Annotated in this window: 12 protein-coding genes and 1 pseudogene; 4 read left to right on the top strand and 9 right to left on the bottom strand. The window is 41.3% G+C overall.

Annotated elements, in window-relative coordinates:
• Positions 1–958 precede the first annotated feature (958 nt).
• The 5 genes and pseudogenes from M1E93_RS01900 to soxR all read right to left on the bottom strand — a co-directional run bounded on the left by M1E93_RS01900 (position 959) and on the right by soxR (position 6,867).
• Positions 959–1,633, bottom strand: coding sequence for a hypothetical protein (locus tag M1E93_RS01900; RefSeq protein WP_061064655.1), 675 nt, complete (start codon positions 1,631–1,633; stop codon positions 959–961).
• A gap of 66 nt (positions 1,634–1,699) precedes the next feature.
• Positions 1,700–3,346 carry a Na+/H+ antiporter gene (locus M1E93_RS01895; RefSeq protein WP_004926020.1) on the bottom strand — a complete coding sequence of 549 codons (1,647 nt, stop codon included), beginning with the start codon at positions 3,344–3,346 and terminating at the stop codon, positions 1,700–1,702.
• Positions 3,347–3,728: 382 nt separating this feature from the next.
• Positions 3,729–5,035 (bottom strand): annotated as a pseudogene (gene uhpC, locus M1E93_RS01890) (MFS transporter family glucose-6-phosphate receptor UhpC).
• A 36-nt stretch (positions 5,036–5,071) separates the two neighbouring features.
• Positions 5,072–5,863 (bottom strand): inositol monophosphatase family protein, encoded by a 792-nt coding sequence (locus M1E93_RS01885; RefSeq protein ID WP_004926017.1) that lies wholly within the window; start codon positions 5,861–5,863, stop codon positions 5,072–5,074.
• A 506-nt stretch (positions 5,864–6,369) separates the two neighbouring features.
• Positions 6,370–6,867: a redox-sensitive transcriptional activator SoxR gene (soxR, locus tag M1E93_RS01880; protein WP_004926014.1), complete on the bottom strand. Its 498-nt coding sequence runs from the start codon at positions 6,865–6,867 to the stop codon at positions 6,370–6,372.
• Positions 6,868–7,026: 159 nt separating this feature from the next.
• On the opposite strand from soxR, the gene M1E93_RS01875 reads away from it, so the two are divergent.
• The 4 genes from M1E93_RS01875 to M1E93_RS01860 are packed head-to-tail and all read left to right on the top strand — an operon-like array spanning position 7,027 to position 11,865.
• A complete protein-coding gene (locus M1E93_RS01875; protein WP_004926011.1) occupies positions 7,027–7,455 on the top strand; it encodes a DoxX family protein in 429 nt (142 codons plus the stop codon).
• A gap of 12 nt (positions 7,456–7,467) precedes the next feature.
• Positions 7,468–8,577: an efflux RND transporter periplasmic adaptor subunit gene (locus tag M1E93_RS01870; RefSeq protein ID WP_004926007.1), complete on the top strand. Its 1,110-nt coding sequence runs from the start codon at positions 7,468–7,470 to the stop codon at positions 8,575–8,577.
• 10 nt (positions 8,578–8,587) lie between these two features.
• Positions 8,588–11,692: a MexW/MexI family multidrug efflux RND transporter permease subunit gene (locus M1E93_RS01865; protein ID WP_163761903.1), complete on the top strand. Its 3,105-nt coding sequence runs from the start codon at positions 8,588–8,590 to the stop codon at positions 11,690–11,692.
• Entirely contained in the window at positions 11,689–11,865 is a 177-nt protein-coding gene (locus M1E93_RS01860) for a hypothetical protein (RefSeq protein ID WP_004926002.1), read from the top strand. Before M1E93_RS01865 ends, M1E93_RS01860 begins: the two co-directional genes overlap by 4 nt.
• Before the next feature lie 56 nt (positions 11,866–11,921).
• Here M1E93_RS01860 and arnT read toward each other — a convergent pair whose 3' ends face one another.
• The 4 genes from arnT to dcuC form a co-directional block, all read right to left on the bottom strand.
• The gene (gene arnT / locus M1E93_RS01855; protein ID WP_426207067.1) at positions 11,922–13,571 is read right to left on the bottom strand and encodes a lipid IV(A) 4-amino-4-deoxy-L-arabinosyltransferase; all 1,650 of its coding nucleotides are present in this window, start codon (positions 13,569–13,571) and stop codon (positions 11,922–11,924) included.
• A 480-nt stretch (positions 13,572–14,051) separates the two neighbouring features.
• The gene (locus tag M1E93_RS01850; protein ID WP_004925996.1) at positions 14,052–15,326 is read right to left on the bottom strand and encodes a bifunctional O-acetylhomoserine aminocarboxypropyltransferase/cysteine synthase; all 1,275 of its coding nucleotides are present in this window, start codon (positions 15,324–15,326) and stop codon (positions 14,052–14,054) included.
• A 608-nt stretch (positions 15,327–15,934) separates the two neighbouring features.
• Complete coding sequence (locus M1E93_RS01845) at positions 15,935–17,182, bottom strand: aromatic amino acid transport family protein (RefSeq protein WP_004925994.1); 1,248 nt, start codon at positions 17,180–17,182, stop codon at positions 15,935–15,937.
• Positions 17,183–17,480: 298 nt separating this feature from the next.
• On the bottom strand, positions 17,481–18,839 hold the full coding sequence (dcuC, locus tag M1E93_RS01840) for an anaerobic C4-dicarboxylate transporter DcuC (protein WP_004925992.1): 1,359 nt from the start codon (positions 18,837–18,839) through the stop codon (positions 17,481–17,483).
• Positions 18,840–19,121 lie beyond the last annotated feature (282 nt).

Here is a 19,121-nt window from a genome sequence, read left to right as displayed (position 1 = left end):
AATTAAATTAGCAAATGGATTCACTGATAATAAATAAAAATATAATTTTATTAAAATATAGATTTATCAATTAAATGTGTAAATACGTTTATATCGATCAAACACCCAATTATCAATAGCTAAATCCTATCAAAAATAAGCAAATCGATCGTTTATCACGATGGGATAATAATATAAAATCATTATTATCAAATAGTTAAAAAATACACTTCAATATTGAATAATGTTTTTTGCAATTAATTTTCTTGCTATTTCAATAAAAATAGCGAAAATAAACAGATAAAAATACACTTATCTAAAGTAATTATTTAAATCAAAACTATAGGATATAAAACAGTATATTAAAGCTAAGAAAAGTAATAATCCCACTCAAGAAAACTAAATAAAAAACACTTACAACATAAGAAATTGAAATTACACCATTATAGAGTAAGGCCAGGATAGAAAAACATTAAATAAAAATAGAATAATTAAAATAAAACTATCGTTAATTTAAAATACACCATTATTATTAAGATATATTTTTATATAGAAACTAATTATTTAATTATATTTTAACCATGGCATTATCCATTTTATATCAAATAATTTTTAATAAAGAACCATAGTATGACTATGCTCTATTTAAACTTTTATTTTACTACTGAAAACCAAAACCAATCATAATCTGACTGAAATTAACTGTTGCGCTTTTCTATTTTAAGCATATAACATGAATTTCAATTTAAGCACGCCCTATTTATCGAAGAAATTCCATAATGTTATTCCACCATGTTCACTTCACTCCGTATGACCATTCATGGGCTTCCTTCTTTAATACAACAAAAAAACCCGCTTTATCTGGCGGGCGATGAGTGCAACTTATTCCTACCACTCAGAGATGGTACAAGCTGCAACGTTTAGCATATCTAGCCGATACCAACTAACCGCTTAAATAGAGTCTATGAAACGACGAGTGCTATATGTCAAAAAAAGAAAATGGAGCCGAGAAAGCGGCACTAAAAGAAGCGCCAATAAAATCAAAACCAAACTGTAAGGCATTAACGCTTAAGCAAGCTGTATCCCACACTGTCCACCCTTCTTCATCTTTATTCATCTCATTTTGCAACGTCAACAGAAGTTGTAAGTTAATGGGGAGTACGCCGAGTTTTTTATCTGCGCCTTTATTGGAAATGTCATCAACTAACACCGCGGCCCAACCATATGGGCTATTTTGCTCACCATAGTTCTTATGACCAACCCACTGACCAAAAATATCTACTCGAAACCCTTTTTGCTCATTATCCGCGGAGTGTTTTACTGCCATTTGCCATAATTGGTTAATCCGCTCAGCACTGATACTTTCTATTGGTAGCATTTTTAAACGATATTTCGGCTCAGAAGGCTGACCTAACTTGTCAACGACCTTCCAATGCACGGGGGTATAATCATTAAGCTGATTGGTACCTTGGCTGTGCTCTATTTTTATTGGAAACCAACCATATTCACTTTTCCGATTGCCATATTCATGACGACAGATCCAGTTTCCCTGTTCATCCTTGCGGAAGCCTTTTCCTTCATTATCACGGGAAATAAATAACGCTTTTTTCCATAGCTCATCTAATTCTTGATCTGAAAATTGCTTATTTTCCATGCCTTATTCCCTCCTATTGGACATTAAAAAAAACGGCTAGAATCGAAACTCTAGCCGCTATTTTAATTAGTGTTTTTTGCTTTTATGATGATTGAGCGTTTCTTCTTTAAGATCTAATTCATCACGTAAGCGATGATATACGCGCTCACTGATATTCTTACCTTTACGCATGAGATACAAGGCATCGCGTTTCGCTTGTAAAGCTGAGCGAGACATTTCTCGTTCCATATCAATCATTTTGTGTAGGTCATAGACATCAGACTCAGTTTCATCAGTATTATCTAAGCGTCTGCCATAGATTTCCAATAATTGAGAGCCTACTTCGGTGCGCATTGCAATTTCATCAACATCTTCTGAAGGATGGTTCATCAATTCACGTAAATGTGCCATTGCAGCCTCATTGAGAGCCATACGAGCACGGATCTCATCATTATCATACGGTAAATCCTGTACCAACCCTTTCGTCAAAATAGGCAATGCAACGCTAGCGATTAACAATGAACACAAAATCACCCCCATTGCCAAGAAGATAGCCACATCACGATTTGGGAATAGGCTATTATCCGGCATCAGCAGTGGTAATGTTAGGATACCCGCCAAAGTAATCGCACCACGAACCCCCGCCGTTGCCATTACCGCCATCATGCGAATGTGTAAAACATCCGCTTCTTTACCACGACGACGGTTGTTAAATACGGTTAAGGTCATTGAGATCCAAACCCAAGCAAAGCGTAAAATCGCTAATGCGACGGTGATAACAATCACATACACAAATAGCATCCAAGGGTGGCTTGCTCCCGCCGCTTCCGCGACTTGCGGCATGTTATTCCACATACCTGGTAATTGTTCCCCTAATAAGATAAAGATCATCCCATTAAGTGCCGTTTGCACCGTGTCCCATACCGCTTTACTTTGCATACGAGTTGCCGCCTGCATGCGCCCTGCAATTTTTTCATAGTGCATAGCGATACCCGCAACCACTGCGGCTAGGATCCCAGAGACATGAAGATGTTCAGCCAATAAGTAAGCACTAAATGGCATCAATAAGCTGATCATGATTTGGATTGCCGGCTCTTCACCGGTACGTTTCACCAAAAATTGGTTTAACCAGCCAATAACCCAAGCCACTAATAAACCAATTAAGATCCCGCCAAACGCGACAAGGGCAAATTCTCCTGTTGCGGATGTTAAAGAGAAGGTACCTGTTAATGCTGCCGCTACAGCGAATTTAAAACACACCAAGCCTGTCGCATCATTGAGCAGAGATTCACCTTCAAGAATATGTGCCATACGTGAAGGGAGTGGTGAATTGACTGTCATTGCAGAAACAGACACGGGGTCGGTTGGTGACAAAATTGCCGCCAGCGCAAAAGCAACGGCTAATGAAATTGCAGGGATCAACCAATGAATAAAGAAGCCCATCCCAACCACTGTCACCACCACAAGACCTATCGCCAATGACATAATTGGCTTAATCTCTTGGAATAACGCTTCCTTAGGAATACGCCAGCCATCCAAGAACAGTAATGGAGGAATAAACAAAAACAAGAAGAGATGCGGTTCAAATTCAACCACAAAACCAAAAGCTGACAACGCTGCACCTAGCGCTATCTGAATAATAGGTAAAGGAATAATATCCTTAAGTAGCCGAGAGACAAATACGCTCACAATAACGGCCAATAAAAAAACTAACACAAGGGTCACAACTGACATGGATTTGCTCCAGTATTAAGCTAAGCAGAAGTTATCAGTAGTGAAGTAAATAGATAAATTGAATCAATGTAAAGTATCTATTTACTAGAAAATAAAAAAACAGAATTTTCAGAAAACTATCAGTACAATCATTCTGTTACAGGATATTACAAACTTTATCGAGCCGAGCTTAATAAAATCCTATTATGATGATAATTAAATAGTTATAACGATTATTCGTGATAAATTATCAATAACTCGTTGGTTTTATCTGTTTTGCTATTTTTCTTATACCATCTTGTGTTCACTTACATCTGTCGTAATCGCCTAAGGCTATATTTAAGTCATATAAAAGGGTACTGACGTGATGAACGCCAATACCCTTTACTCTGCTATCGTTGATCTATTTCTTTTTCACTAATAAAGGCAATAACAGTACTGCCGATAAAAGCGTCGCAATTATCATTGTTATAAAGAAGCCATTCCAACCCGCTGTTTCAATGACTTTCGCAAGTGGATAACCTGATAAGGCGGCACCTAAATAACCAAACAAACCAACAAACCCTGTTGCGGCACCTGCTGAATCTTTATGAGAAGCTTCGGCAGCAGCCATACCAATTAACATTTGTGGACCAAAGATAAAAAAGCCTACAAAAAAGAAGCAGACAGATATCAACATGTATCCCATTTCAGGGAATAGCCATAAAAAGGCAGCGACTACGCCAATTCCGACCATAAAGATAATATTCATTGGTGTCCGGTTTCCTTTAAAAAAGAAGTCGGACCCCCAACCTGCCACTAATGTACCTATAAACCCACCCACTTCTAAGAATGATAATGCTGAGTTAGCTTTAATTAAATCATAGCCATACTCTTCAACTAGATATAAATTAGTCCAATCATTCAATCCGATACGTACTATATAAACAAGGATGTAAGATACGGCTAATAGCCAAACATATTTATTGGTAAAGATATATTGAACTAATATCGGCCAAAGTTTTAATTTACGGCTAGACGCTTCTTGTTGTAATTCAAGCTCATCATTACGCCAATGTCCTACTGTCGGTAATCCCATCGTAGAAGGCTTATCCCTTAAACGTAAACAGACGAATAGCCCAACAATAATCGCGATAATACCGGGTATATACATACCATAACGCCAGCCATAATGAACCGCTAATCCTCCTGCTAAAAGTGGGATTATCGCTCCACCAACATTATGAGATGTATTACAAATCGACCACCATAGACCTCGTTCATTGCGTGAATACCATGAAGTTAATGATTTAGAACATGGTGGCCATCCCCAGCCTTGGAAAAAAGCATTTAACACCCAGAAGAAGGTAAATAACCACAAACTTGAGCTCATCCCAAAAAAATGTTGATAAACCCTGTTATGATTAATCCAACTCCCATAAAAAAACGGGGATTAGAGGCATCGCTCATTATGCCAGAAGCAAAACGAGAAAAGCCATAAACTAAATAAAAAGCAGTCGTTAATATACCAACATCAGCAATACTAATCCCCAAGTCTTTAATCATTTCAGGCATCACATAATTAAAGCTTTTACGGGTAAAATAATAGGTTGCATATCCGGCATATAGGGCGATCATAATATGAATACGCCAATAACGATACAGCCTATCTATTTCCTGTTTATCAGTGATGGGGGGTTGGTCGGGTAACGTTTTTATCCATCGGAACATAACATTCTCCTCAATAACCATTATTTTTATTGTTAGCTATAAAAACTGGTGTAATACATCTAATGCTTGTTGATGAAGTTCTGTTGTTCCTGCCGCAACCACTGTTTTTCCTGAATGCATAGTCAACGGCTTTCCTTCCCAATCGGTAATTTTCCCACCAGCTCCCTCAATAACAGGAACTAATGCACAATAATCCACTTCCCGCATACCACCACTATCAATACTTAAATCAATACGCCCTGTTGCAAGGCATGCATAGGAGTAGCAAGCCGCGCCATAGACCCGCCACTTTGTTTTTGGAATAATCTGTTCATAACCTGCACGATGTTCAGGTAAAACAGGCTCTGTATTACTGGAAGACATGAGAGCTAACTCTAGCTGAGTGCAATTGCGCGTTTGAATTGGGCGACCATTTAAAGTGGAAGGATGACCTTTAACCCCTACCCAACGCTCAGATACGGCAGGGTGCTCGATAATACCAATAACAGGTACTCCGTGGTGACAAAGTGAAATTAATGTTCCATAGATCGGAATACCTGCAATAAATTGGCGTGTACCATCAATCGGGTCGATAACCCACGTAAATTCTGACTCACCAAGCTGGAAGCCATATTCTTCACCTAAAATATTATGTTCGGGATGAAACGTTTGAATAATTTGTCTTATTTCCCGTTCAACATACTGATCAATTTCAGTTACTGGGCTTTCATCATCCTTAGTATCGAAATAAATATGTTCATAAAGTTTATTTTTTCTATGTTCAGTGAGAATATAACGTGCCCTGTCAGCCGCAACATGTGCAGCTTGTAAAAAAATACGATAATCCATAGTGACCTCTCTTTATGTTTATAATTTCTATAACCATCGTCTTTAATGATTAGATAACTAGCTGTTTTTTTATTTATTTTTATATTTATCAACGAATGCCTATCGAGCGAAAAACTTACCCTTACTGCTATTCATGTTGCACAACACAATAACCTAACCAATGGCTATGTGAATTTTTTGTTGCATTTATGTTTCAATTTATAGACTGAGGGATTTTAAGAAGATGGTCTTGATGAGTTTCAATAGAAATGGTGCGTAATTCGGCATAACAGCCGAAATTTCGTTTATAAAAAGAGAGGTAAGCAAATGACAGGAGATAAACGAGTCTTTAGGTAACTCACTTAATCAAATATTTTTACTGTTTCGTCTTTCACCCACACGATGCAAAAGAGTGACAAACTCAATATTATTTAGTGCTATTTTTCAGTGACTCTTTCCCTGACCCGCAAAGCGGGTTGACTGGTCAAGTCGATAACATTTCACTTCACCAGTCATCACGCCACTTGTTATGGACGTTCTAAAATTCGAGCCCCCGGCCCTTTACGCCCTAAAATATCATCAGGGTTACGCAGTGGACATTCACTCAGAGATAAACAGCCACAACCAATACAATGGTCTAACTCATTACGTAAGCGAGTCAGTTGCCGGATCCGCCTATCCAACGAGGTTTTCCACTCCGTCGACATCTCTTTCCACTGCTCTGAAGTCAGTTTACTGTTGGCCGGAAACTTACCTAACGCATCTTGGATCTCTTTTAAAGGTATCCCTGTGCTCTGTGCCACTTTGATAATCGCAATATAACGTAATACCACCGACGGAAAACGTCGTTGGTTGCCTTGTGTTCTCGTACTTTGGATCAATCCTTTTGACTCGTAAAAATGCACGGTAGAAACGGGAACGCCAGAGCGTTTAGCAACCTCTCCGACAGTCAATGCCCTTGTAAAATCAATCTTATGCTCACCGTCTCCACGCCTTTTTGTCGTTTTCGTGTTTTTCTCAGCCATTTTTGACTACCTGCTCTTGACCTCAACTTAACTTAAGGTTTTATAGTTCTAGCCACTGAATTTGTCAATTCAGATTATTCCATTCTATTTTCTGCATGAGGTGGTGACAGCGCTTATTTTGTGACATGCAGGCTAACTTGATTTTAAAGGGGATAGGCTATGCCATCGGTAATTGCCAAAATTTTAGAAAGTAACACATTATGGATTATCGCTCGCTTGCTGATATTAATTCTGTTTATTTCATCTGGCTTAGCAAAGGTTTTTGACTATGAAAATAGCCTAGCAGAAATGCGCGCAGCAGGTTTACATCCAGACTGGTTCTTCAACATCGCCTCTGCATTTGTGCTGCTAGTAGGCTCGCTATTAGTACTCTTTAACCGCCTACTTTGGCTTGGAACTGGCGCTCTCGCCGTATTTTTATTCCTGACCATCGTGATTGTTCATACTTTTTGGAGCTATACCGGTGAAGAAGCCAAACTCGCGATGTTTTGGGCTATTGAGCACACCTCTGTCATTGGGGGATTAATGGCTGTCGCCATCGCAGGTCATTTCCGTGATCTTTATTTCGCTGTTAAGGCACAGAAATAGTAGGTATTTATAATGAATAAAAAAACAATTGTCACGCTGTGCTCACTGCTGATTGTTGCTGGTGGTGGCGCAGCGATTTACACCTCCTACGCCCAAGACGGAAAAGACGAACAGGCGGCTTACCAATATCCACCGGTGAAAGTCGCATTAGCACCAGTGACTCAAGACAATGCACCACGCACTTTTTATGGTGTCGGTGAATTAGAGGCTGGCAGCCAAGTCTTTGTTGCGGCGGAAACCAGTGGCCGCATTACCAAAATCAATTTTGAATCGGGTCAACAAGTGAAAAAAGGCCAGCTTCTGGTTCAACTCAACGATGCAGTTGAACAAGCTGACTTAGCTCGCTATCAGGCTCAGTTGCGCAATGCGGCACGTTTGTACGACAGAACCCGTACCTTGGCTGCTAAACATCTCGTTGCAGAAGCACAGGTCGATAGCACTCGTGCGGAACGTGATATCGCGCAAGGTTTGATCCGGCAAACACAAGCGTTGATTGCACAAAAGGCGATCCGTGCTCCATTTGACGGCACTATCGGTATTCGTCAGGTTCACGAGGGTCAATACCTCAGCCCCGGCGAAGCCATTGCAAGCCTCGTCGATACCAAAACATTAAAACTTAATTTTTCCCTTGATGAGCAAGCTGCGCCAGAGTTACATGTTGGCCAAATTGTTGATATTCATGTCGATGCTTATCCAGGTAAAACCTTCCCTGCACGTATCAGTGCCATCGACCCATTAGTGGGTAAATCGCGTACCATCCAATTACAAGCCACGCTTGAAAATAGTGACGGTGAGTTAAAGGCGGGTATGTATGCCAATGTGAATGTCGTACGCCAAGCAAACAGTGAGGTACTAACAATACCTGAAACGGCAGTGACTTATACGGCCTATGGTGACACAGTTTTCATCGCTGAAGGCAGCGGCGAAAAAATGACGGCAAAACAAGTCTCTGTGAAAACAGGCCAACGCTGGGATGGCAAAATCGAAATTGAGCAAGGGCTAAAATTGGGTGACAAAGTGATCACCTCAGGGCAATTACGTCTTAACAATGGCTCCGCCATCACCCCTGTCGCACAAGATACATTAGCAGAATCACCGGTTAAGACCGCTCAGGATTCATAAGGAAGGCGCAATGAAATTTACTGATGTTTTTGTGCGCCGACCCGTTTTGGCGCTGGTTGTGAGTTCATTGATTGTATTGATAGGGTTGTTTGCATTAAGTAAATTGCCTATTCGCCAGTATCCACAATTGGAAAGTTCTACCATTACTATCACTACACAATACCCCGGCGCATCCGCTAAGTTGATGCAGGGCTTTGTGACTCAGCCTATTGCGCAAGCTGTCTCTTCTGTCGAAGGGGTCGATTACTTATCCTCTTCCTCTGTACAGGGCAGTAGCTTAGTGACCGTACGAATGGAGCTTAACCGTGATTCAACGCAAGCACTTGCACAAGTCATGGCGAAAGTTAATCAGGTTCGCTACAAGCTTCCAAAAGAAGCTTATGACCCAGTTATAGAGCTGTCTTCCGGTGAATCTACCGCTGTTGCATATATCGGTTTTTCCAGTACAACCCTTTCTATTCCGGCACTGACGGACTATTTATCTCGGGTTGTTGAGCCGATGTACTCCTCCATCGAAGGTGTAGCAAAAGTACAAGTGTTTGGTGGTCAACAGTTAGCCATGCGTTTATGGTTAGATGCCGATAAACTTGCGGGTCGAGGATTATCTGCCGCAGATGTTGCGCAAGCGGTTCGCCAAAATAACTACCAAGCGGCGCCCGGTAAAGTGAAAGGCGAGTATGTGATTTCTAACGTCTATGTGAATACAGATCTGACTAACGTCTCTGAATTCCAAGACTTAGTCATACGCAACGATGGTAATGGGTTAGTTCGTTTACGTGATGTTGGTACTATAGAGCTAGGTGCCGCAGCCACTGAAACCAGTGGTTTGATGAATGGAGAGCCTGCAATTTATTTAGGCCTATTTGCAACCCCAACCGGGAACCCGTTGGTGATTGTCGATGGTATGAATAAATTGATGCCTGATATCATTAAAACGTTACCACCGAACGTTAAAGTAGAGATGGCATTTGAAACTTCTCGCTTTATCAAAGCCTCAATCGATCAGGTATTCCATACGTTGGTTGAAGCATTATTGATTGTTATTGCTGTTATTTATTTATGCTTAGGCTCTATTCGCAGCGTTATTATTCCTATATTGGCGATCCCATTGTCAATGTTAGGGGCCGCCGCACTAATGATGGCATTTGGCTTTAGTATCAACTTATTAACGTTACTTGCCATGGTGCTTGCCATCGGATTGGTGGTGGATGATGCCATTGTTGTCGTGGAAAACGTCCATCGTCATATTGAGGAAGGTAAATCGCCAGTTCTCGCTGCACTGATAGGCGCTCGTGAAGTGGCAGGGCCTGTGATTGCCATGACCATCACATTAGCAGCGGTGTATGCACCGATTGGCTTGATGTCTGGTCTAACAGGGGCGTTGTTTAAAGAGTTTGCCTTGACGCTCGCAGGCTCCGTGATTGTTTCAGGTATTGTGGCCTTAACTTTATCACCTGTGATGAGTTCGTTTATGTTGAACTCAAAACAGAATGAAGGCCGCATGGCACATATGGCGGAAAAGTTCTTCGCTTTCCTCGCTCATTACTATACCAAAGGGCTGAATTTCTCACTGAGGCATCGTTGGATCACCAGCATTATCGCGGTATTTGTCTTCATCAGCTTACCTCTCCTGTACCAATCAGCCCCCCGTGAACTCGCGCCGGTTGAGGACCAGTCTGCCGTATTGACGGCAATTAAGTCACCCCAACACGCTAACTTAGAGTATGTAGAGCGTTTTTCTCATAAACTGCATGATGTGATGATGGAATTGCCTGAGACGGAAAGTACTTGGATCATCAATGGCACAGACGGTATCTCATCAAGCTTTGGGGGAACTAACCTCACCTCATGGGAGAAACGAGATCGCCCTGCTTCTGCCATTCAATCAGACTTACAAGCTAAAGTAGGTGACGTTGAAGGTAACAGTATCTTTGTCTTCCAGTTACCGGCTCTACCTGGCTCTACAGGCGGTTTGCCAGTACAAATGGTGCTGCGTAGCCCACAAGGTTACCCCGTTTTGTATAAAACCATGGAAGAGATCAAGCAACAAGCTCGTGAAAGTGGATTGTTTATGGTCGTAGACAGTGATCTTGACTACAACAACCCTGTGGTTGAAGTCAAAATTAACCGTTCCAAAGCCAATAGTCTTGGTATCAGCATGCAAGATATCGGTGAATCACTCACATTATTGGTTGGTGAAAACTATATTAACCGCTTTGGTATGGACGGACGTTCATATGATGTGATCCCTCAAAGTGTACGCAGCCAACGATTAACACCCGATGCGCTTGCTCGTCACTATGTCAAAGCACAAGATGGCACAATGATCCCGCTATCAACAGTTGTTGAGATCAATACGCAAATTGAACCGAACAAGTTAACTCAGTTCAATCAGCAAAATGCGGCGATTTTCCAAGCTATCCCTGCACCGGGCGTCACATTAGGACAAGCCGTTTCTTACTTAGAGAGTATTGCTAGTGCACTACCCGCAGGTTTCAGCCATGACTGGCAATCTGATTCGCGCCAATATAAGCAAGAAGGCAATACCCTCGCCTTTGCGTTTATGGCGGCGCTCATCATCATTTATCTGGTTCTTGCTGCACAGTATGAAAGCTTAGTCGACCCACTGATTATTTTAATCACCGTACCGTTGTCAATTTGTGGGGCATTAATTCCTCTCGCCTTGGGATATGCCACCCTCAATATTTATACCCAGATTGGCTTGGTGACGCTCATTGGCCTCATCAGTAAACACGGTATTTTGATGGTGGAGTTTGCTAACGAATTACAAGCTCACGAGAGCCTCGACAAGCGCCAAGCTATTTTGAAAGCCGCTCAAATTCGTTTACGCCCCATTTTGATGACAACTGCCGCGATGGTGATTGGCTTAGTTCCCCTGTTATTTGCGACAGGTGCGGGCGCAAACAGCCGTTTCGGTCTGGGCTTAGTGATTGTCACAGGTATGTTAGTTGGAACCCTGTTCACACTGTTCGTTTTACCAACCATTTACTCATTGCTTGCACGTAATCACAGTGCAACCGCATTAACACCAAGGCGTTATGAGCTTGCCGAAGCGAACCGCCTGCTAAAAGAAGATGAGGAGAAAGCGTCATGAACCACAGCATAACGAATCGTCATTCGAAAAATAGTCGAGGTATCAGTGGCAACGAAATGAGTACGATGAACAATAGCTTTGCTATGCTAATGATTTATCATGGGCTAACAAGTAGCGAAGCTAAATCCTCGCATGAAAAAGAGGTACCAACCTTCTATAAGGCCACGAGATAGCCTAAATACATAATCAGCCGCATAGTCACTATGCGGCTTTTTTGTTGAGCATGCGATTATTTTCGGCCCTCATAGAGGACTAAAACTAAATTCCCCTCTCGAATAATAATCGGTTTCCCCGGTAACGAATTTAATATCCTATCTTGCGTGCCTTCAACAACGACCGCAACATCCTGATAATTATGTTGCTCTAACAAGGTAGGTAACTGATCTAACCGATAGAAGCGGTTTGCTGCATCTGGGTATTTCAACCCATAACTCAGTTCACCACTTTGGTGGAGCATCGTAATATCACTACGCTTTAAAACCCATGCGAGTGCCGTACCTAACCCCACATTATTCGTCAATAAATAGGTTTTATTCGATAGCTGAGGGCGATATTTTTCGATGAGCTTTTGTGGCGTATTATTGCTGGCGATATGATTTGGGATCACATACCCCACACTGAGGCTCAATACCAAAGTACATGCCGCTGCCCACGCCCAAAAACGTCTGCGATATGAAATGATGCCAATCACGCCCCAAAATAAAAATGCGCTTGCTGCAAGTAACCGCTTATTATCTTCATCTGCCGCATAAATATCGAGTTGCCCAAAGTAAGGTAAAAAGAAGATTGCCGCTGCCGTAAATAAGCCAATACAAATATTGATAATGGCATTCAGGCGGATGACGCCAGTCTGTTGTTGTTGCTGTATCTTATCAATATACGCGGCCATTAAGATCGCAACGGGGGCAATACAAGGCAAAATATAGGTCAGTAACTTCCCTTTCGTAATACTAAAAAAGATGAAAGGAACTAAGAACCACAGCAAGAAATAGAGATGTAGCCCTTTTTGGCGAACACTGTTTATCAGTGAAGCAAAAAAATAGCCCAGCCAAGGTAATACTGCTGCAAGCATTATTGGAATATAAAACCAGAAAGGTGAACGGTTTTGGGCGTTCTCTGACATAAAGCGCTGCACATGTTCCACCCAAAAGAAATAGCGCCAATAATCTGGCTCGCGACTAGCAATCATGATGGCCCAAGGCAAGCAGACAATAAACATGCTGCACAAAGCCACAAAGGCAAAGCAGAAAACTTCCTTAAACTGTTTATAGTAAATTGACGTTAAAAAAATCACTAAGCCTGGGATGACTAAAACCAAAAAGCCTTTTGTCATCAGCCCCAATCCACCTGCGATACCTAATAAGATAAAGGCGGTTAGCTTTTGTGAAAAAACCTGTGTTGTTAGCCCCCACTGATAAAAGAAAATCGCCATTGTGATAAACGCGGTCAATATCGGGTCAAGGATATTGTATGTTCCCATCGCGAGTATCATGAGCATTGAGAGGTAAATCAGTGTGGCATTAAATGCAAGATCGGCTTTTTGCCATGCCCTTTTTGCACTGAGATAAACAAACAATGCACTGATTAAGGTGCTAAAAACAACACCAAGCCTAACGGAAACGTTGTTCTCACCAAACAGCATTTGAAAAAATGCGTTTACCCTATACCCAAAAATGGGCTTTTCAAAATAACGAATATTGAGAAGTTCAGGTACGCTCCAGTTATAACTTAGAATCAATTCTCGACTTATTTCAGCATAACGTAACTCATCAGGTTGCCAAAGAAGCCGCCCCGGAAGAGGAATAAAATAAGTGAATAATACAAACCCAAATAGCAGGCACCACTTAAGGTAGGCAACCTTATTATTTGCCATAATCATGTTTCTCAACCATTCTTTCGATAAATGTTTAATAATAATTAGATATAAACCTGAATATTATTGTTCACCTTAAAGTGACATAACATCGGGCTATTATTTAGCTTTAATCAGGTTAATCACACTATTATCATCAGTGTGAGTAAACCTCATATAAACAAATAAAAAATTAATTTGCCGTTCTTAAACAATCAATAAATGAATATAAAATAAAGTGTTAACGCACATTTCAAGCTTTTCGGTAATGTAAGACTGGAGTGGTTTAAAATAGTTCAACGTTAAAACATTATTCCATAAAATATTTAAGACATAATCATTCGTTTAATTACTTTCTTAATTCGATAACATCAATTAACGATGACAAATACCCATCAATGGAGTAATAGACTTAAATAAAATAAAGCGATACAAAAAAGCGATTATCGATAAATATTGTATTATCAATAATCGCACATATTAAGTAGCTTGATTCAGTAGATGGCTTTATTGCGCAGCATGCAGCGCTTGTTCAAGATCCGCCAAAATATCATCAATATGTTCAATACCAATAGAAAGGCGGATCATGTCACGTGAAACACCCGCTTTCGCTAATTCAGCATCGTTAAGCTGGCGGTGGGTCGTTGAAGCCGGATGGCACGCCAATGATTTAGCATCACCAATATTGACCAGCCTGACGATTAATTTTAAAGCATCAATAAAACGCGCCCCAGCGTCCTGCCCACCTTTAATACCGAACGACATAATACTGGCAGGCTTGCCATTCATATATTTTTGCGCCAACGCATGCTCAGGGTGGCTAGGCAGCCCCGCGTATTTCACCCAAGCCACTTGAGGGTGTTTTTCCAAAAACTGTGCGACTTTCAACGCATTCTCTGTATGGCGCTCCATACGTAAAGCCAACGTTTCTAGCCCTTGTAAAATCAAAAAGGCATTAAATGGAGAAAGCGCGGCACCCGTTCCGCGTAATGGTGCTACGCGGCAGCGAGCAATAAAAGCTGCCGCACCAAAATGCTCAGTATAGCTAACTCCATGGTATGCAATATCTGGCTCAATCAATAACGAAAAACGATCTGCATGCTCAGTCCAAGGGAACTTACCTGAGTCTACGACCATTCCGCCAATAGAAGTGCCATGACCGCCAATATATTTAGTCAAGGAATGCACGACAATATCAGCACCATGTTCAAATGGACGGCATAAATAAGGCGTTGCCACCGTGTTATCCACAATTAGAGGCACACCATGGCGATGAGCCACTTCCGCTAATGCCGCAATATCGACAATAAACCCAGCAGGGTTAGTGATAGATTCGCAAAATACGGCTTTGGTTTTATCATCAATCAGAGCTTCCAAAGCGGCTAAATCATCATGTTCTGCAAAACGCGTTTCGATACCAAAACGAGGTAGTGCATGCGCCATTAAGTTATAAGTACCACCGTACAATTTGGCAACCGAAACAATATTATCGCCCGCTTGTGCGATAGTTTGGATAGCATATGTAATTGCCGCCATCCCAGATGCTACAGCCAGCCCAGCAATCCCGCCTTCTAAGGCGGCAACGCGTTGCTCTAAAACATCATTGGTAGGGTTCATAATACGGGTATAAATATTTCCTGCGACTTTCAAGTCAAACAGATCTGCGCCATGTTGTGTATCATCAAAAGCGTAAGACGTTGTTTGATAGATAGGGACAGCAACCGCTTTGGTGGTTGGATCGGGTGAGTAGCCGGCATGAATCGATAATGTTTCTAATTTCATTTGTTATCCTTATTATGCCGCAGTAAACAATATGACCTGATATAGCATATCTGTATTTACTACGTATCTGTTATATCAATAGATATTATCTAATTGTATTAAGCAGACAACCCATCTCAATGTGAAATTATTTCACATAGCTGAATATCCTATTGATTAACAAGGGCGAAGGAGTAACGCCGTGTCATTCGTGATTTATTAAGTGCTTAATCATAACTTTAAAATATAAAAAGCCTCTTTTAATTTGTTAAAACAGCCGCGACCTAGCAATCACAAAGATTAAAAAAGAAATCAAAAAGGCTCCTAATGGAGAACGCGAAAAGCTTAGCGTTTACTAGATGGAAGTGTGAATATCCTATTATTTTTCACCGAAATGCAGAAGGCACACATTCGACAGAATATCTGAAAGAAAAGTGAACGCTTTGGCAATTTAAATATCGCTATAGCGCATTTTGATGTAGAGGGAACGCTGTCGATATGGTGAGTAAGAATACGAGACGCATCTTTGCGTAGTGAACGCTCCTCTATCTGAAGGCCCGTTTACGGGCCTAAATATCAGAGCGTTATGTACCTATTAGGGTGAGCCCCCTCATACAGGAGGGGAGTTGTTAGAGTAATTGTTGCAATAGACCATAAAGGACGGAAGTGATAGCCGCTAAACCACAAATAATGGTGAAGATCTGCGCAACAATTGATGTGCTGAATTTTTTCATCGCCGGCACAATACGCATCGCAACGACTGGCAGAATAAACAAAATAGCAGCTATCATTGGCGCACCCAGCGTCTCAATCATATAGATAATATTTGGGTTTTTGATAGCGACAATCCATGTTGTGAGAACAATAAACAGCATGGATACCGTTTGAATTTTTCTCACTGAGAAAGAAGTACGAGATTTAATTAACCCAACTAAGCCTTCATGTGCCCCTAAGAAGTGTCCAAAGTAACTTGATACGATAGCGGTAAAAGAAACAATCGGCCCGAGGTAAGAGATAATCGACGATGAGTCAATATTCGCCATATGAGATAACACACTAATGTTTTTGTCATTTGCGGTTTTAAGCTCAGCAGGACTTAATGACAAGACCACCGAAAAAACAAAAAACATCACAAATCCAGTGAGCATCAATGCTGCGCCGCCTGTGATCATATCCGTTTTAATGACCGCATTATCACCGAATTGCTGACGCTGATCTTTTGTAAACTGGCTGATAATCGGGCTATGGTTGAATGAGAACACGATAAGCGGGATCGCCATCCAGATAACGACTGGCATTGCGGCCCAATCGGGGCTCACTTCTAGCATAGAGGTATTCCATCTAGGGATAAAGTAGATGGACAAAGCTAACAAAATAAAAACTAAAGGATAAACCATCACGGAAGTCAGGCGTAACATCAAGTCACGCCCAAACAACACACCCGCCGTCATCGCACCAATTAATATCCCAGACAGTAGCCAACGTGGCATCTGCTCCATGTGTAACTGGTGAACTAAAAAGGAGTCAACCGTGTTAGTGATACCCACACCGTAAATCAGAACGATTGGGTAAATTGCGAAAAAGTAGGCAAACGTGATAATGTTCGCCCCCGTTTTACCAAAATGCTCTTCTACCGTATCCGTAATATCTGAATTGGGATTTTTCGCGGATAAAACAAAACGAGCCAATCCTTTATGTGCTAACCAAATCATTGGCGTCGCAATCAATGCAAGTATTACCAGCGGCCAAAAACCGCCACTGCCTGCTTTAATCGGTAGAAATAACACCCCCGCACCAACCGCGGTGCCGAATAAAGATAAGACCCATGTAAAATCTTTATAAGTCCATTTGTTAACTGGTTTGTCTGTCGTCTTCATAGCATTATCATTAATTGTTCATATAAAAAAGATGTGCGGATTTTGCATCAATTACTATTGAGTACCTAGCTTATTTTCCGGCTTTTGTTTGTCTTTTTGGTGCAGATCTCAAAAAAGGCGCTTAATAGGGAAAAATGGGGGAGAATAAAAAATAAAAAACCTTATTTTATTTAAAGAAACACACTAAAAATTAACAAATTTTCGATTACTAGCGTGATTAACTATCCGCCTTCAAATAAAAAAGCGGCTGAAAAAAGATCGCTTCAGCCGCTTTTCCAATCACAACACTAAAAAGTGATCAGCGATATACTGGAACCAAAATTTCCGTTGCAATAATCACCACCAAAAGGCCCACTAATACAGGAACGGAGGTTCTTTTGACCACTTCAAATGGTGATATTTTTGCCATACCGGATACCGCGACGACAACGCCAGAAACGGGTGATAATGTTCGTCCTAGGTTAGAAGCCTGCAACATAGGGATCACTAAATAGGCTGGATTCACTCCCATCTGTTTTGCTAAATGAGGAATAAGTTCAACAAAGGCATAGAAAGGCGCGTTCCCTGAGCCTGTTGTCATCGCCGCTAACATGGTGATAATGACCAGTACAATCATCATCACTATTGCACCAGAGCCGAAGGATTGCGCTAAACCAATTAGCCCCTTGATAAAGCCAACACTACTTAAGCCTTGTGCAAAGACCCCAGCGGCCACCAACAGCATCACCACACTGGCAAATGCATCAGCCATACCTTTATAACAGGCATCTAACCCCGAATAGACCTGTTTGGCATTGAAACTACGTAAAAATTCAATAACTGCTGCCAAAATAATACAAGCAACAATAATTGTGATGATGTGTAATTCAGGCGCCCACTTACCATCAAAGATCAGCACACCAATAATCGGGGTGAACGGTAAGATGGCATAAAAAGTCGGAGCATGAGTTTTAATTTCACTCACATCCAACATTTCTGTGTTGACCTGCTCTTTTTTATCGAGGAAACGCTGCCAGAAGAAGTGAGCGATAGACATGGCTACGATCGCAATAATTGAAATGGGTAACGTCGTTTTAAAAGCAAAATCAATGAGCGGCATTTCGGCAGCTTCTGCCGCTAAAATCACATCGCCAGAAGTTGGCGCTAAAATAATGGCCGCTGGTGAAGCACAGATAGCGGCTGCGGCGCCACGACTAATCCCCACATTTACCATGACAGGGAACAAGGTCGCCATTAATAATACCCCTAGCCCCGTCGCCGAAGAAACGGCTAATGACATTAAACAAGCGACAATATAAGCGGCAACCATCAACATATAAGGTGAGTTGATCATCTTTAATGGTTTTGACGCAATTTTGACAACAACATCATTTGCGCCAATGTGGGTCATATAAGAGGCAAACCCACACAACACCATGATCATCATCCCTAAGTTGCCACCACGATCCATCAATAAGTATTTTATATACTCAATAATGTCGGTCGCACGCCATCCCGTAGGTTTTACTGCTTCTGGTAAAATACTTTTCCCCATAAGCACGGTAATGATCAGGAGTAAAATACCGCCTGTCATCAACACACCCGTTGCTGAATAGCCTTTGATAATATAGCGCCCAACGCCTATCGCGACGATGACGCCAATTAACAACTCAATCATATACTTCCCCTGCCTGTTTCATTTTTTATTTGATGGTACTTTGCCCAAGATATGAACGGGATTTACTGACGCGGATCATGTCAATATCAGATAATTATGACAAATAAACACATTAGCAATACATTAAATGGTAAATAATTTTATAAGGATGGAAAAAGAAAGACTAGCCCACTGCCGAGCGGAGAAACCATTATCTCGATACGCCACGTGCAGCGCCGTTTGTAGCTCATCAAACAGCACAGAATTTGCTTCACCGTAGACAGCTATTTCCTGATCGCGATG

Source organism: Providencia sp. PROV272 (assembly GCF_049901975.1).
GTDB classification, from domain to species: Bacteria; Pseudomonadota; Gammaproteobacteria; order Enterobacterales; family Enterobacteriaceae; genus Providencia; species Providencia stuartii.
The sequence above is the reverse complement of the archived record's forward strand: the minus strand, read 5'-3'. Positions and strand labels throughout refer to the sequence as shown.